The sequence below is a fragment of the Filimonas zeae genome, assembly GCF_014641615.1.
GTDB classification, from domain to species: domain Bacteria; phylum Bacteroidota; class Bacteroidia; order Chitinophagales; family Chitinophagaceae; genus Filimonas; species Filimonas zeae.
In genome coordinates, this window is record NZ_BMIB01000001.1 from 343,023 (window position 1) to 359,076 (window position 16,054).

12 protein-coding genes and 1 pseudogene are annotated in these 16,054 nt (G+C 46.3%); 6 read left to right on the top strand and 7 right to left on the bottom strand.

Features of this window, described 5'->3' with window-relative positions; translation table 11 throughout:
* Positions 1-171: 171 nt before the first annotated feature.
* Both IEY13_RS30390 and rpsT read right to left on the bottom strand, forming a co-directional pair.
* Positions 172-426 (bottom strand): annotated as a pseudogene (locus IEY13_RS30390) (MbeD/MobD family mobilization/exclusion family protein); the annotation flags it as partial.
* A gap of 166 nt (positions 427-592) precedes the next feature.
* Complete coding sequence (gene rpsT / locus IEY13_RS01460; protein ID WP_188949970.1) at positions 593-856, bottom strand: 30S ribosomal protein S20; 264 nt, start codon at positions 854-856, stop codon at positions 593-595.
* Positions 857-1,156: 300 nt separating this feature from the next.
* On the opposite strand from rpsT, the gene IEY13_RS01465 reads away from it, so the two are divergent.
* The 4 genes from IEY13_RS01465 to IEY13_RS01480 all read left to right on the top strand — a co-directional run bounded on the left by IEY13_RS01465 (position 1,157) and on the right by IEY13_RS01480 (position 7,736).
* Entirely contained in the window at positions 1,157-3,901 is a 2,745-nt protein-coding gene (locus IEY13_RS01465; protein ID WP_188949972.1) for a 2-oxoglutarate dehydrogenase E1 component, read from the top strand.
* A 42-nt stretch (positions 3,902-3,943) separates the two neighbouring features.
* On the top strand, positions 3,944-5,512 hold the full coding sequence (gene odhB / locus IEY13_RS01470; RefSeq protein WP_188949974.1) for a 2-oxoglutarate dehydrogenase complex dihydrolipoyllysine-residue succinyltransferase: 1,569 nt from the start codon (positions 3,944-3,946) through the stop codon (positions 5,510-5,512).
* Between the two features lie 108 nt (positions 5,513-5,620).
* Positions 5,621-6,526: a hypothetical protein gene (locus IEY13_RS01475; RefSeq protein WP_188949976.1), complete on the top strand. Its 906-nt coding sequence runs from the start codon at positions 5,621-5,623 to the stop codon at positions 6,524-6,526.
* A gap of 25 nt (positions 6,527-6,551) precedes the next feature.
* Entirely contained in the window at positions 6,552-7,736 is a 1,185-nt protein-coding gene (locus IEY13_RS01480) for an RsmB/NOP family class I SAM-dependent RNA methyltransferase (protein WP_188949978.1), read from the top strand.
* 5 nt (positions 7,737-7,741) lie between these two features.
* Here IEY13_RS01480 and IEY13_RS01485 read toward each other — a convergent pair whose 3' ends face one another.
* Genes IEY13_RS01485 through IEY13_RS01495 form a run of 3 tightly spaced genes read right to left on the bottom strand, consistent with a single transcriptional unit; the run spans position 7,742 to position 11,774 of the window.
* Positions 7,742-9,346 carry an efflux MFS transporter permease gene (locus IEY13_RS01485; RefSeq protein WP_188949980.1) on the bottom strand — a complete coding sequence of 535 codons (1,605 nt, stop codon included), beginning with the start codon at positions 9,344-9,346 and terminating at the stop codon, positions 7,742-7,744.
* Between the two features lies 1 nt (position 9,347).
* A complete protein-coding gene (locus IEY13_RS01490) occupies positions 9,348-10,382 on the bottom strand; it encodes an HlyD family secretion protein (protein ID WP_188949982.1) in 1,035 nt (344 codons plus the stop codon).
* Positions 10,383-10,388: 6 nt separating this feature from the next.
* The gene (locus tag IEY13_RS01495) at positions 10,389-11,774 is read right to left on the bottom strand and encodes a TolC family protein (RefSeq protein ID WP_188949984.1); all 1,386 of its coding nucleotides are present in this window, start codon (positions 11,772-11,774) and stop codon (positions 10,389-10,391) included.
* Between the two features lie 149 nt (positions 11,775-11,923).
* Between IEY13_RS01495 and IEY13_RS01500 the strand changes: the two genes are divergently transcribed.
* Positions 11,924-12,760: an AraC family transcriptional regulator gene (locus tag IEY13_RS01500; RefSeq protein ID WP_188949986.1), complete on the top strand. Its 837-nt coding sequence runs from the start codon at positions 11,924-11,926 to the stop codon at positions 12,758-12,760.
* Here IEY13_RS01500 and mnmA read toward each other — a convergent pair.
* Together mnmA and ytxJ are read right to left on the bottom strand one after the other, a co-directional pair.
* Positions 12,743-13,858, bottom strand: a complete 1,116-nt coding sequence (gene mnmA, locus IEY13_RS01505) for a tRNA 2-thiouridine(34) synthase MnmA (RefSeq protein ID WP_188949988.1) — start codon at positions 13,856-13,858, stop codon at positions 12,743-12,745. The genes IEY13_RS01500 and mnmA overlap by 18 nt on opposite strands.
* Positions 13,859-14,091: 233 nt before the next feature.
* The gene (gene ytxJ, locus IEY13_RS01510; protein WP_188949990.1) at positions 14,092-14,421 is read right to left on the bottom strand and encodes a bacillithiol system redox-active protein YtxJ; all 330 of its coding nucleotides are present in this window, start codon (positions 14,419-14,421) and stop codon (positions 14,092-14,094) included.
* A 263-nt stretch (positions 14,422-14,684) separates the two neighbouring features.
* Here ytxJ and IEY13_RS01515 point away from each other — a divergent pair, with 263 nt between their 5' ends.
* Positions 14,685-16,046 carry a UDP-N-acetylmuramate--L-alanine ligase gene (locus IEY13_RS01515; RefSeq protein WP_188949992.1) on the top strand — a complete coding sequence of 454 codons (1,362 nt, stop codon included), beginning with the start codon at positions 14,685-14,687 and terminating at the stop codon, positions 16,044-16,046.
* The last annotated feature ends 8 nt before the right edge of the window (positions 16,047-16,054 follow it).

Here is a 16,054-nt window from a genome sequence, read left to right on the forward strand (position 1 = left end):
GATGAGTTGTTCCGATGGCCGGAAGAGTTGTTCGGATGACCGGAAGAGTTGCTCCGATGACCGGATGAGCTGTTCCGATGACCGGATGAGTTGTTCGGATGGCCGGAAGAGTTGTTCGGATGGCCGGAAGAGTTGTTCCGATGACCGGAAGAGTTGTTCGGATGACCGGAAGAGTTGTTCCGATAGCCGGAAGTGTTGTTCGGATAGCCGGAAGAGTTGTTCCGATAGCCGGAAGTGTTGTTCGGATAGCCGGAAGAGTTGTTCCGATGGCCGGAAGTGTTGTTCCCATGACCGGAAAGTTGCTCCAAATGATCGGAAGAGTTGCTCCAATGATCGGAAAAGTTGCTCCAATGAGCAGAAGTGTTGCGCCGATAACCGGAAGAGGTGCTCTATTAATCCGGGGAGTTGTTGCCTTGAGCAGAGCAACGCAAGGTATTATGGGGTATATAAGATGAAACTCCGGGGCGCTCTTTAATATAGAAGCTGCATAAGTAGAAATACGCTGTATTCCGCGAAACAAAAAAACCAACTGGTTTGTAACCAGTTGGTTGAAATGCCTTATTCTGAATAAGATAAATTAATCTGATCCGGACTATGCTGCGATTGCTTTGAAAGCCGCTTTCTTAGAAAGCTTGCTTTTCAGGTTTGCTGCCTTGTTCTTATGAATAACACCGCGTTTAGCCAGTTTGTCAATCATAGAAACTACAGAAGGCAGCTGCTCGTCATAAGCTTTTTCTTCTTTCAGAGCTTTCAAACCGCGAATAGCATTACGGGTTGTTTTGCCATAGTAACGGTTTCTGTCCCTGCGTTTAGCCGCCTGGCGCACATCTTTCTTTGTAGCTTTATGGTTTGCCATTTGTGATTTCTTTTAAAGGAGGGCAAAAGTAAGAATAAAAATTCAAAATGCAAAAGTAAAAAGGAAAAAAAAGATAAAGGCAATGTAAACCCGCTCTTTAAAAAAGCATTTCCGGACAATAAGTGTACAAAACACGCATAAATGGGAATAGCACGAAACTAACAGATTTTAGCTTAGATTAAACCTATTTTGACTTTTGAATTTTAACTTTTGAATTTTGAACTGTCTATAACTCAGAACACCGATATTTGCATCCAATTCTTTCAAAAAAGACAATATTTACAAAAACATCCGCTTGGCATGAAGGACTTTTCATATATAACAAGCTCGCATCCAGCCTATATTGAGCGTTTATACCAGGATTACGTAGAGAACCCAACGAATGTGGATCCTGATCTCAAAAAATTCTTCGAAGGTTTTGATTTCGCGGTGGCGAATGTGAACGGCAATGGCAAACCGGCAGTAAACGGTAGTGCAGCAGTAGATAGTACGCAGTTAAGCAAAGAATTCAGTGTTTATCAGTTAATTCAGGCCTATCGCAAAAAAGCGCACCTGGTAGCAAAAACGAACCCTATCCGTCCGCGGAAAGATCGTCGCGCCAACCTGGAGCTTTCTTATTTTGGTTTAGGAGAGGCTGATTTAAAAGCCACTTTTGAAGCCGGTAAGTTTATTGGTTTAGGAAAGGCTACACTTCAGAGTATTGTTGACAAACTTACCAAAGTATACGCCAGCTCAGTAGGGGTGGAATACAGCGCCCTGAACGATATTGAGCGTATTGAATGGCTGGCACAGGCGGTAGAAGAAAGAATGCTGAAACCTGTGGCTATTGACCAGAAGAAGCACATTCTGGAAAAGCTGAGCGAGGGTGTTATTTTTGAAAAATTCCTGCATACGAAATATATAGGTCAGAAACGCTTTTCACTGGAAGGTGGCGAAAACCTGATTCCTGCGCTGGATGCCATTATTAACAAGGCAGCAGCCAACGATGTAAAAGAAGTGGTAATAGGTATGGCACACCGTGGCCGCCTGAACGTACTGGCTAATACATTAGGAAAAACGTACGAGCAGATTTTTACGGAATTTGAAGGTGTTATACCTGCTGACAAAACCATGGGCAGCGGTGACGTAAAATATCACCTGGGCTTTAACGGCGACCATACCACACCTGACGGACGCAGCATTAACCTGCAATTGTGTCCTAACCCTTCTCACCTGGAAGTGGTAGACCCTGTGGTTATTGGTTTTGCACGTTCTAAAGCCAATGTGTTATACAATGCAGACTACGATAAAATTCTGCCTATATTAATACATGGCGATGCGGCACTGGCCGGCCAGGGTATTATTTATGAAGTAGCGCAAATGAGCGAACTGCCAGGCTACTATGTAGGCGGTACTATTCACATTGCCATCAACAACCAGATTGGTTTTACTACCGATTTTGATGATGCGCGGAGCTCTGACTACTGTACTTCTGTAGCAGCTATTACCCAATCTCCTGTATTACACGTAAATGGTGATGATGCAGAAGCGGTGGTAAAAGCAGTGGAAATTGCTACCGATTACCGTCAGCGTTTTAACTCAGACGTTTATATTGATATTCTTTGCTACAGAAGGCATGGCCACAACGAGGGTGATGAGCCTAAGTTTACCCAGCCCAGCCTGTACGCATTAATTGATAAGCATCCTAACCCACGCGAAGTATACGTGCAGTTTCTGTTACAAAACGGGGAGCCTGATGCACAGGAACTGGCGAAGGACATGGAGAAGAAGTTCTGGGCCGACTTACAGGAGCGCCTGGACGAAGTAAGACAAAAGCCGCTTCCTTATACGTATCAGCAGCCTGAACTGTGGTGGAGAGAACTGCGCAGAGCTACTGATGCAGACTTTGACCAAAGCCCTGATACTGCAATATCTGAAGCAGACGCTAAAAGGCTGTTTGAGGGGCTGATGAAATGGCCTGAAGGCTTTAACCCGCTGAAAAAAGTGGAGAAGCTGTTACAGGATAAAGTAAAGGTGTTTGAGGCCGAGCAGAAAATTGACTGGGCTACTGCTGAACTGCTGGCTTACTCCAGCATACTGGCAGAGAACAAAGATGTACGTATGAGTGGGGAAGACGTTAAGCGTGGTACCTTCTCACACAGACATGCAGTAATGTTTGATGCAGAAACCAACGATCAGTACAACCGTCTGAATCATTTTCAGGAGCAGCAGGGTAAATTCCGCATCTTCAACTCGCTGCTGAGTGAGTATGGGGTGTTAGGTTTTGAATATGGTTATGCTATGGCTAACCCCAATGCCCTGGTGGTATGGGAAGCGCAGTATGGCGACTTTGTAAACGGTGCGCAAATGGTAATTGACCAGTATATTGCCAGCGCCGAACAAAAATGGGGTACCATGAGCGGTGTGGTATTGTTATTGCCACACGGTTATGAAGGTGGCGGACCAGACCACTCCAGCGCCCGTCTGGAGCGTTTTCTGCAAATGAGTGCAGAACTGAACATGGTGGTAACCAATATTACCACGGCAGCTAACTTCTTCCACGCGTTAAGACGTCAGCTGGCATGGCAGTTCCGTAAGCCATTAATCAACATGTCGCCCAAAGCAAACCTGCGCCATGCGGGTAGCTACAGCCATATCAGCGAGTTTACGCAGGGTGGTTTTAAAGAGGTGATTGATGATGTTACTGTGGGTAAAGTAGAAGAGGTGAAGAAAGTGCTGCTGTGCTCCGGTAAAATTTACTTTGAACTGGCAGAAAGAAAGCAGAAAGACAACAGACAGGACGTAGCGGTAATTCGTCTGGAGCAAATATATCCGCTGCCTGTAAAACAACTGGAAGCTCTGTATCAGAAATATGGCAAGGCTGTATGGTTCTGGGTACAGGAAGAGCCGCTGAACATGGGTGCAGCCTCCTTCCTGCAAATGAACCTGAAATCTGTTAACTACGGTATCATCAGCCGTAACGCCAGTGCCAGCACTGCTACCGGTTTTGCCAAAGTGCATGCGGTAGAGCAGGCAGATATCATAGAAACAGCATTCAGTATTTAATTAACTTACCGGCAGAAGAATATACTAACATAATAGAATGTTATGATCGAAATTAAAGTACCAACAGTAGGAGAATCCATTAGTGAGGTAACGCTGTTGAAGTGGACTAAAAAGGACGGGGAATATGTGGAGCGTGATGAAGTGATTGCGGAACTGGAAAGCGAAAAAGCAACTTTTGAAGTAAACGCAGAACAGGCGGGTGTTTTAAAAACCGTTGCCAAAGAAGGCGATACTATTGAAATTGGCGGTGTACTGGCCAATATTGATGAAACTGCTGCCAAACCTGCCGGTGATGGCGCAGCAAAAGCCGCTGAACAACCAGCCGCTGCTCCTGCTGAGGCACCAGCACCCGCTGCTGCTGCCGCTGAAGCCAAAGCTGTTGGTAAAGGTATTATTGAAATGAAAGTGCCTACCGTTGGTGAATCTATCAGCGAGGTTACTATATTAAAATGGGTGAAGAAAGCCGGCGATCTGGTATCACGCGATGAAGTGATAGCAGAGCTGGAAAGCGAAAAAGCTACTTTTGAACTGAATGCAGAAGAAGCTGGTCAGCTGGAACCCGTTGGAAACGAAGGTGACGTAATTAAGATTGGCGATGTAATTGCCAAAATTAATACCGATGTGGCTGTGCCTGCTGGTGGCGCCAAAGCTGCAGAAGCAAAACCTGCTGCTGCACCCGCTGCCCAGCCTGCAAAAACAACTGCTGCTGCACCTGCCAGTGATGTAAAAGCTACTCCGGTAGCCTCTGCTATCATTGCTGATAAAAAAGTAAATCCTGCGGATATTACCCCATCTGGTTTTGGTGGTAAAATTGTGAAGCAGGATGTGCTGGAAGCGCTGAACAACCCTGGTAAAAAGGCATTTGCCGGTCAGGAACTGGGTTCACGCAATACCCGCGTTGAAAAAATGAGTAACCTGCGTAAAACCATTAGCCGCAGACTGGTGGAAAGCAAAAATACCACTGCCATGTTAACCACTTTTAATGAGGTGGACATGACCAGGATAATGGAGGTACGTAAAATTTATAAAGACAAGTTTAAAGAGCAGCATGGTGTAAACCTGGGCTTTATGAGCTTCTTCTCCAAAGCCTGTGCTATTGCCCTGAGTGAGTGGCCTGCTGTAAACGCCTACATCGATGGCGACCAGCTGGTATACCACGATTATGCAGATATCAGCATTGCTGTAAGTACCCCAAGAGGTTTAACCGTACCGGTTATACGCAACGTGGAAAGCCTGAGCATGGCTGGTATTGAGAAAAAAGTAATTGAACTGGCTGGCAAAGCACGCGACAATAAACTGACTATGGATGAGCTGCAGGGCGGCACCTTTACCATCACCAACGGTGGTGTATTTGGTAGCCTGCTGAGCACGCCTATCATTAACCTGCCTCAGAGCGCTATTCTGGGTATGCACAAAATTCAGGAAAGACCTATGGCTATTAATGGCCAGGTGGTAATTCGCCCGATGATGTACATTGCCTTAAGCTACGACCACCGTATTATCGACGGTCGCGAAAGCGTTAGCTTCCTGGTGAGAGTGAAGGAGTTACTGGAAAATCCGGAACTGCTGCTGATAGGGAAAGATCCGGTGAAGAGTCTGCTGGAACTGTAATCCGGCTAAAAATAATCAGCGTTCCCCCTTTAAATGCGGGGGGAGCGCCAACACGAAAAGTTGATATGTTTGTCATATCAACTTTTTTATTCCCCCTAATTGATACTTATGAAACGTTTGGTGCCTTGCTTTTTGGTAATGATTACACTCACCATGTACTCCTGTCAGAAAGAACTGGGACCGCTAACAGATGATACGGAAATTGTACCGCCTGTTACTCCCCCCGACGACACCGTTAAACCGGTTACCGGCAACGATCTGCTGATGAAGGTGCAGCGGGATTTTGCCTATTCTTCCGGCGACAAAGAATCAAGAGTTACCCAGTTTTCGTGGAATGCTGCCAAAAAGCTGGTAAGGTATTCTGAAACAGGAACAGACGCCAACGAAAATCCTATAAGTGTAAATTACCGCTTTGACAGAGATGCCAGCGGCAGAGTAATAAAAGCGGTTCAATCGGGCTTTCCACGCAACGCTAATCTGGATTCTATAATATATACTGCCGTATACCAGGAAGGTACCGAAAAGCTGAAATATGTAACTGACATACAATATTCTCAGGCCATTCGTTTAAGAGACAGTATTGTGTATACCTACGACGCCAAAGGCCAGATAAGCCAGAAAGAAAGCTGGTTTGCGGTTGGGTTAAATGGTGTACTGGCTAAAAATACCCGCCAGGTATTTAGTTACGATGGTAACGGCAACATAAGCAGACTGGTGCAGGCTGCTTACAACGCTACCGACAATATTTATGTGCAGTCTGGCACCTACACTTATACTTACGGTACTTTTAAAACGCCTGTACAACTGGGTACAGAAGCGTTTATTGTAAACAATCTTACTGACTGGATTTCGCCTTACTATACTTCCGGCTCTGTACAACGTACCGAAACCGGCACTTTTACTTACGACTACAAAACAGGTGCTTACACTACCAGCAATAAGCCGGTAGAAGTAGCTATTACACAATCTGGCGGTGTTAACGGCAACGGTACCCTTACCTGCACGTATAACTAATACAGAATGAGGGTATATTTGCCTGGTGCAATACGCCCATCGTTATATACAATATGCAGTTACTGCATTGGCAGGCTTTAACGGCTCACTGCCTTTACAGCATTACCTGAAACAATTTTTTGCGGCTGATAAAAAGTACGGTTCCAAAGACCGGCGTTTTATCAGCCATCTTTGTTATTGCTACTTCCGTACCGGCCATGCTTTGCAGCAGCTGCCGGCAGAAGAGCGTATAAAAGTATCGCTGTACTTATGCAGTGAGCAGCTGGAAGGCTGGAATGACTTGTTTACCCAGGCCTGGCAGCAGGCGCATACGCCGCAGCTTACCCAACGTATACAGTTTGTAGTACAGCAGGGAATACCATTTGAGGCTGCTGCCGTTTTTCCGTGGTTACAGCAGTGCAGCAGCGATATAGATACCACAGCGTTTGCCCATAGCCATTTGTTACAGCCCCATGTGTTTTTGCGTGTACGCCCGGGTATGCAAAAACGTGTGCTGCAAAAGCTGCAACAGCAGCAGGTAGTGTTTACGCAGCCACAGCCTGATTGTATTGCATTGCCACCTGCCAGCAAGGCCGATCAGTTTTTACAGCTGAACAGCGAAGCAGTGGTGCAGGATTTAAGCTCGCAACGTGTGGGTGATGTATTACTACAGGCAGATAATAAGCGTATCAGAACTGTTTGGGATTGCTGTGCCGCCAGCGGGGGAAAGTCTATACTGGTAAAAGATCTGCTTTCAGATATTCAGCTAACGGTATCAGATGTAAGGGCCTCTATCATCCACAATTTAAAACAACGTTTTGCGGAAGCGGGCATCCGCAGTTATCAATCGTTTGTTGCCGACTTAACCGATAAGGAAGCGCTGAAACGCGGGCCGGTGCCGGGAAAGGGTTTTGACCTGATTGTATGTGATGCGCCCTGCAGCGGATCTGGTACCTGGGGCAGAACGCCGGAACAACTGGCCTTTTTTACAACGGCGGAAATTGACCGCTATGCCACCCTGCAACGGAAAATAGTAACTACCGCAGTAAACGCGCTGGCACCCGGTGGCTTTCTGTTATACATTACCTGTTCGGTATTTGCAGCTGAGAACGAACAGCAGACAGCGTACATACAAAACCAGCTGCAACTGAAACCGGTAGCCGCTACCTTGCTAAAGGGCTACCACGAAAAGGCGGATACGATGTATGCCGCCCTGTTTACAAAAGCATAGCCTGGTTACCACATGGTTCTGGGCATCAGCTTCATGGTGCCCTGTTTTACCTTGTTAATAGAAAACAGCAGGTGTTTGTTCAGTATCATTACTACTACCACAGCCAGTAAGGCCCAGCCCACTGCAGTATAAATTTCCATATAAGAAAGCAGGGTGCTTTGCCGGCTTACGGCTGCATGCAGTTGCTGATAGGTCAGCTGCGTAGCAGCATCGGCAGAATAGCCTTTGGCAGTAAAAGACGCGGTAAGGCTGGCCAGCCTGCTTTGTGCTTCGGTACTTTCCGGTGTTACAAACTGCTGCAATTTGCTGTAGTGTGTACGCTGTAAAAACACTTTGGCATTCTGTACCACACAAAACCCTACGCTGGTGCCCCAGAAACGGCCCGAAACGGCCGCGAAACCGGCAGCCAGGGATAGCGGCTGTGCCACCGTAGAAGTGGTTAAAAATACCAGTGGAATAAACACCATACCCACACCTGCGCCCTGTAAAAAATAAGGAACGGCAATTTGCTGTAAAGCGGCATCCGGTACAAACAAAAACGTAAACCAGAAATGATATACCGCCAGCAGTACAAAACCACTGAGAATAATGTAGTGGCTGGCAACCGCCTGGTGTAATAACAGCCCTGCCAGTATTAACCCTGCTATAAGCCCGGCTACGTTAATGTATTGCACGTGGGCTATATATATGGGCTCCCACCGCCATATATCGCTCATGGTGGCATAACACAAATTCAGCGTGGCGCGGCAGGTATAAAAAAACACAAACAGCAGCATACCTGCTATCACCTGCTTGTTGCGGAATACATTCATGTTAAACGCGGGCCTTTTAATTCTGAGTTGCCTTAGTACAAACAAACCCATAAACACCACCGCAATAATGGCGCACACAGCAATTTTGCCCGATTGAAACCAGTATAGTTTTTCGCCATATACCAGTACGTACGACCCGCATAAAATGCCAGGCAATACCAGCAGATAACTAACCCAGTCAACCTGGTACAAAGGCAGCTTTTTAGTAAATCTTTTGGTGTTAAACACCAGCAGTATCAAACCCATACCCAGCACCTGAAACAAAGCACCACCGTAGGCCATATGCTGCCAGTCTGAGTTATCCATCAGCCATACCATTATATGAATGGTAAAGGTGGATGAGCACAGCAGTATGCCATAGAAAATGCTGTAGGCAATAATCATGGCGCTGTTGGTTTTAAAGCGCGACATCAGCAGCATACGCAGCGAAACGCCGGGCAATGCCATACAAAGCCCTTCTGCAATACGCAGCATAATAAACTGGTAATAATTGGTGGTATAGGCAGACAGGATAAGTACCAGCGCACTGATGGCGTTAATACAGAGAAAATAATTGCGGGTAGAGAAGTAGCGGAAAAAGCGCGCTTCAATTAAAACAGTGGCCAGCAGGGTACCATAGGTAAGGCTGATGATAAACTGCATATCTTCCGGTTCTATATCCAGATAGCTGGCGGTATAGGTGGTGTTGGAATTGTACAGCCCCAGCAGCATCATAGAAGGCAGCATGCAGTAAATAAGCACGCCTTTTATTAACCAGCCCGGAGCCCACGCTTTAAATATGTTATTGGCTTGTTCCATACTATTCATTCTTTGCCGTAACCACCACATTCATTCCGGCTCGTAAAAACTGCGTAATACTATCCTTATCTGTTAACTCAATACGTACGGGTATACGCTGCTCTATTTTAACAAAGTTGCCGGTAGCATTGTCTGGCGGCAGCAGCGAAAACCTGGCGCCGCTGGCGGGGGAGAGGGACTGAATTCTGCCATGTATAACCACATTGCCCGTGGCATCCGCTTTCATACTTACGGCCTGGCCAACAGCCAGTTTGTGTACCTGCGTTTCTTTAAAATTGGCGGTAATCCATTTTTCGCGGCTTACTACCGATACCAGTGTCTGCCCTTCTTTTACCAGCTGGCCGGGCTGTATGGTTTTTCTGCCGGTATAGCCATCGTACGGTGCAGTAATAATGGTGTAGGATACAAACAGCGCCGCATTGTCTACCGCTGCCTGTCTGGCTTTAACCGAGGTAGAGGCGGGTATTACGCGGGAGGCTGCTTCTTCTGTACCCAAACTGGCTGCCTCTAAACCGCTTACCAGTTCGTTATAACGTGCCTGTGCTGCCTGGTAGCCAGCCTTTACCTGCTCGTACTGCTGTTGGGTAACCGCTTCTTCCTGTAACAGGTTTTCATATCTTTTATAGTCCTGCGTGTGCTTCCACAATTCTGCACGCGCAGCTTCTATCTGTGCTTTTTTAATACTGGTATTGGTACTTATAGCCAGTGCCCCCTTGTGTAATACCTGCACAGTTTGTGCAGCCGCTTCCAGATCGGCCTGGGCCAGTTGCAGCCGCGTTGTAAATTCCCGGTTATCTATCACTACCAGCGTATCGCCTTTGTGTACCAATTGGTTTTCTTCGTAACGTACTTCCTGTATATAGCCGGTAACACGGCTCATTACCGGTGTTACGTACTGATCTACCTGGGCATCGTTGGTTTCTTGGTGGTTGTGGTAAAACACAAAAAAATAAACACCGGCTGCTATGCCGCCCAGCACAAGCAGAGTGGAAATTACGGTTAGCAGGTGATGCAATAAACTGTTATTCTTTTTCATATATTTTTACGGTTGTTCCGGTGAGTTTGTTGGTTGCGGCGCAGCAGGTGTAAGCATTCCGGTAACATACAGCAGCTGGAAGTACTTCATCTGCGCATTTATTTTTTCGGTAATGTTGGCAAAACGTGCCGAAAGCAGGGCATTGTCTGCATCTGTTATATCCGTAATCAGTGCCAGCTGGTTCAGGTATTTGGTTTTTACAATACGGTAATTTTCGGTGGCTTGTGTAATGGCAGCTTCGGTTACCGGTATTCTTTCTTTTATTTCCTGTAGCTGCACATATTCCTTATGTACCTGGTTGGTAATTTCATCCTGTATCAGGGCGGTTTCCAGCGCTTTATCAGCCACTTTTTTACTGGCCAGCGCCATGCGCTTTTTGTTCTTATACAAATCTGAAATACTAAAACTGGCATCTATACCAATCATGCCCAACCTGTATAAATAGGGTGAGGGTGGAAACAGGCGGTAGTTGGGGTAGTTATATGCCCAGGAGCCAAACAAAGCTACGGTGGGGTAGTAGCCTCCCTGTATCTGTTTACGTTGCAGCTGCGCCAGCTTTTCTTCTTTTCTGGCTATCTGCATTTCATCTTTCTGATAAGCCAGCGTAAGGCAGGCCTCATAACTTTGTTGCAGCAGCGGCATATTGCTTAGCTGTGCGGTATCCAGTGTAAGCTGCGTACGTTCATGAACGTTCAGCAGGGTTTTCAACTCCTGCATCGCTATCTCTATGTTTTTCCGGTTAGAGATCAGCGATAGCTGCATGTTGGATAGTTGAAGTTCTGCCCGCAGTATTTCGTTTCTGGTAACCGCACCATTCCTTTTCAGTGCCTGTACCTCTTTCAGCCTTTGTTCATACTCGGCAATTCTTTCGATAATTACTGCCTGTAACGATTGCAGGTGGTAAATGCCCAGATAGGTAGCAATTGTTTTTATATGAATATCGTTACCCACGGCAGCGCTTTTGAGGCGCGATACCGCTGCCTGTTCCATAGCTATATCTATACCGGTTTTTATACGCTTACCGGCATACAGTGGCATTTTCAGGTTGCCGCTCAGCTCATACATATCAGGAATAGCCTTAATGGTTTCTGTATTAGATAAACTGCCATGGTATTCCAGCAGGTTGGTAATGCGTGCGTAAGATGCGTGCAGGTCCACATCGGGCAGTTGCCTGTTTTTCTCAATACCTGTATTGTCATCAGCCATTTGCTGCTGCAGGTGGGCGCGCTGTATGTTTTTGTTACCGGCGCGTGCCATTGCTACCGAACGGCTTATGGTCAGCAGCAGTGTATCGGGGTGCTGTGTTGTTTCCTGCCCGTTGCCAGTCACCCAAAGCAATAGCAGGCCCATAAAGGGCAGTAGCCTTTTAAACGGCTTATATTTCGTTTCCATAAATCATTTGTTATGGCAGCATTCGCTGGCGGGGAAAGCGGGAGGACCAGGGGTATGTAACAGGTTTTATACGTCTTTCCGCTGCAAAGTTCCTTAACTTCGTAGAGGCGCAATTATCTTTGGAAGTCAAAAAATTATTCATTTCTGCCATGCGGTCCAGTAACTATCACGATCAGCACCTGACAGCAGTAGACTTGTTTGCAGAGAATATTTACTGTAATCACGATTATATGGGTAAGGCGGGCAGTGGCGAAAACCATGTGCCCCGGCATAACCATATAAAAGGGCAGTTTTTATATACCGAAGGGGGCATTGTGCATGTTACTACCGACGAGAAGAATTACTTTTTGCCTGCCCGCCATTATATGTGGATTCCTGCGGGCATTATGCACAGTATAAAGGCGAATGCAGAGCATGTAATGATGCGCAACCTGTATTACCCGGTAGCAGCAGAGGAACCGGAATTTTACAGCCATATAGGCATTTACCCCGCCAACGATCTGTTGCTGGAGATGTTGTTTTTTACCGGCCGGTGGAACGGGCAGGTAACCCCGCAGCAGGCCACGGCTTTTGGCTTTATGCAATCGCTGAAGAACATACTGCCCGAAGTAAGCAGTTACAGTTTACCGCTTTCTTTGCCTTACCCTAAAACAGACCGTTTACTGGAAATTGTGCGTTACCTGTATGCACATATGGAGGAGAATATATTGTTTCCTGATGTGGCCAGGCATTTTGGGTTTAGTGAGCGTACCCTTGCGCGGGTGTTTATGCAGGAACTGAATATGTCGTTTGTGCAGTTTTTTACTTTGCAGCGTATGATGAAGGCTTTGCAGCTGCTGTTAGAAGAAAGGCACACTGTTAATGAAACCGCCTATATGGTGGGTTATAACAGTGTGCCTACATTCAGTAATACCTTTTATAAAATAGTGGGCACCAGGCCCTCTGACTATGTAAAAATGAAAGGTGTATTACAGCATAAAGGGTGATTGCATGCCCCCTTGTATAATACCGCCGCCAATTACCTCATCACCATCATAAAACACAGCGCTCTGCCCCGGGGCAATGCTTTTTACATTCTCATAAAAGCGTACACGTACGCCGTTTTCTGAGGCATATAAGTTGCTTAAAGCACCTTTGTCTTTATAACGTATTTTGGTAAAGGCTTCCATACCATCTGTAATGCCATCGTATTTAATCCAGTTAATACGGGCTACGTTCATTTCGCTTTGTTCCAGATCTGCCTCATCGCCCAGTACCACGGTGTTAGATTCGGGGTTAATAGCGGTTACATACACCGGCCTGCCCATGGCAATTTCCAGCCCTTTACGCTGGCCAATGGTATAGAAGGGATAGCCTTTGTGCTGCCCTAAACGCTTTCCGTTTTTATCAACAAACCAGCCGCCGGTTACCTTTTCTTCCAGCCCGTCTACCCGGCGCCTTAAAAAGCCGCGGTAGTCGTTATCCGGTACAAAGCATATTTCGTAGCTCTCGCTTTTTTTAGCCAGTTCGGGGTAACCATAATCTTCCGCCATCTGGCGTATGGCTGTTTTGCGATACTTACCCAGCGGCATAATGGTGCGGCTCAGTAATTCCTGGTCCAGACCCCACAGTACATAGCTCTGGTCTTTTGTTTCATCCAGCCCTTTGCTGATAACGTAGCGGCCGTTTTCGTGCTGGTATACATTGGCATAATGCCCGGTAGCAATAAAATCGCAGTCCAGTGCGTTCGCCCGCTTCAGCAATGCCTTCCACTTGATATGTGTGTTACACATAACACAGGGGTTAGGGGTGCGCCCGGCCAGATATTCCTCCACAAAGTTCTCCACTACAAAATCGCCAAACTCGTCTCTGATATCTAAGATGAAATGGGGAAATCCATGATGTACGGCTGCCTGTCGTGCATCGTTAAAACTATCTACGTTGCAGCAGCCTGTTTCCTTATGGCCACCGCCGCTGGTGGCATAATCCCATGTCTTCATGGTAATGCCCACCACTTCATAACCCTCATGATGTAGCATGAGAGCCGTAACGGTACTATCTATACCGCCACTCATAGCAACTAAAACCTTTCCTTTACGGCTCATGAATAAAAATTTCGTGCAAAGATAACCAATTAGCACTGTGTTAGCCTGAATTGCGCCTTAAATGACAGTTTGGCGACAGGCGGAAACAAGGCAGGACAAAATGTGACAGGAGTAACCGCCCCGGACGGGAGCGAACTGTTTTACAATCAGGGCAATAAGATTATAGTAAGGCCGGAAGCGGTCTTTTAAAGAGAATGTTAAATGCTGATAAAGTGTTACGCTGATTGGTAAAATCAGGCAACCTGCCCGGCTATTTCATCCATGGTAATGCCCATATGACTTTCGTTATACACGCATTGGCCATCTTTGATGATTAATACCTGGGGAGATTCGTGGTGTACCTGAAAAACGTCCGCAATTTTGTTGGATATATCGCGGTGGGCGATCAGGTCAAGGAAATAAAAATCTGCATTGTCAGGTACCTTAGCCCTTTCCAGCCTTCCCAGTGCCATACTGCTGATACTGCAGCGTGTACTGTGCTTAAAAATTACCTGGGGTACCTGATGCGATTTTTCTTTAATGCTGTCTAATTGGTCCGTAGCCGTTATTTTAATCCAGTTCATGTAACAAAGTTACATAAAAGCACTATGAACGGAAATAACGAGGGTTGTGACTAGGGCAGCCCATACCTCTGCGTGAACCTGAGCAGGAGCTCATTAAAGCAGCGATAGAGCTAATTAATACTACAGCCAGAAGTACTTTTTTCATTTTATTCAACAATTGAGTAAACAATACGTTTGTGTATTACCTTCATTTCAAAGATACAGGTTTATTGCTTTTTGTAGCCTGATATTCAAAATATTTGCATCAAATAATCATCTTCAAAGTGCGCGTTCATTTTATATCCATTGGTGGCAGCGTAATGCACCAGCTAGCTATTGCATTGAAAAGGAAGGGGTACCACGTTACCGGTACAGACGACGAGATATTTGAACCGGCAAAATCTAACCTGGAACGGGAGGGACTACTCCCCCTGGAATACGGGTGGGATGAAGCCTTCATTACCCCCGATCTGGATGCCGTTATTCTGGGTATGCATGCCAAAGCAGACAATCCTGAGTTGATAAAAGCACAGCAACTGGGCTTAAAAATCTACTCCTTTCCGGAATACATTTACCAGGAGAGCCAGCATAAAAAACGGGTGATAGTAGGTGGCAGCCATGGCAAAACCACTACCACCAGTATGATTATGCATGTGTTGCAGCAACTGCACCAGCCGTTTGATTACCTGGTAGGCGCTAAGCTGGATGGCTTTGCACAAAGTGTGAATATTACCGATGCCCCTGTTATTGTTTGTGAGGGCGATGAGTACCCTGCCAGTGCGCTGGAAAAAAGGCCCAAGTTTCATTTCCTGTTTCCGCATGTAGCTATTCTTACCGGTATAGCATGGGATCATATTAATGTGTTTCCCACGTTTGATATTTATCTGGAGCAATTCCGCATATTCATTGATAAAATTGAAGCAGGTGGATTGCTGATATATAACGAAACCGATACGGTATTAAAAGAGCTGGTAACCAGCCATAACCGTACGGATATACGCTACCAGCCTTATCGTGTGCCAACGCATACTATCAGCAATGGCAAAACCCATATTGAACTGGAAAATGCAGCAGGCGATCTGCTGGTGTTTGGCGACCATAATCTGCTGAACATGCATGCTGCCTGGTATGCGTGTAAAGAACTGGGTATAAGCGCGGCAGACTTTGTAAAAGCAATAGCTGATTTTAAAGGTGCTGCCAAAAGACTGGAGCTGATGGCAGGTGGTACAGATGTAAATGTGTACCGCGATTTTGCACATGCGCCCAGCAAAGTAAAAGCTACTATGGAAGCAGTAAAGCAGCAATACCCCAACCGCTCACTGATAGCGGTGCTGGAACTGCATACTTACAGCAGCCTGAACGAGCAGTTTATGACGGAATATACCGGTGCTATGGATAAGGCAGATTATGCCGCGGTTTTTTATTCCAAGCATGCACTGGAACTGAAACGTATGCCCGATTTGCCTGCGGAAAAAGTAATAGCTGGTTTTGCCAAACCAGGGCTGCAGGTGTTTACACAGAAAGAAGATTTGTGGCAGTGGCTGCAACAACAGCAGTACCACAATGCTAACCTGCTGCTGATGAGCAGTGGTAACTATGATGGGCTGGATATGGCTGCCTTTGCAACGCAGGTAGCAGGTAAATAGTTGAAAGC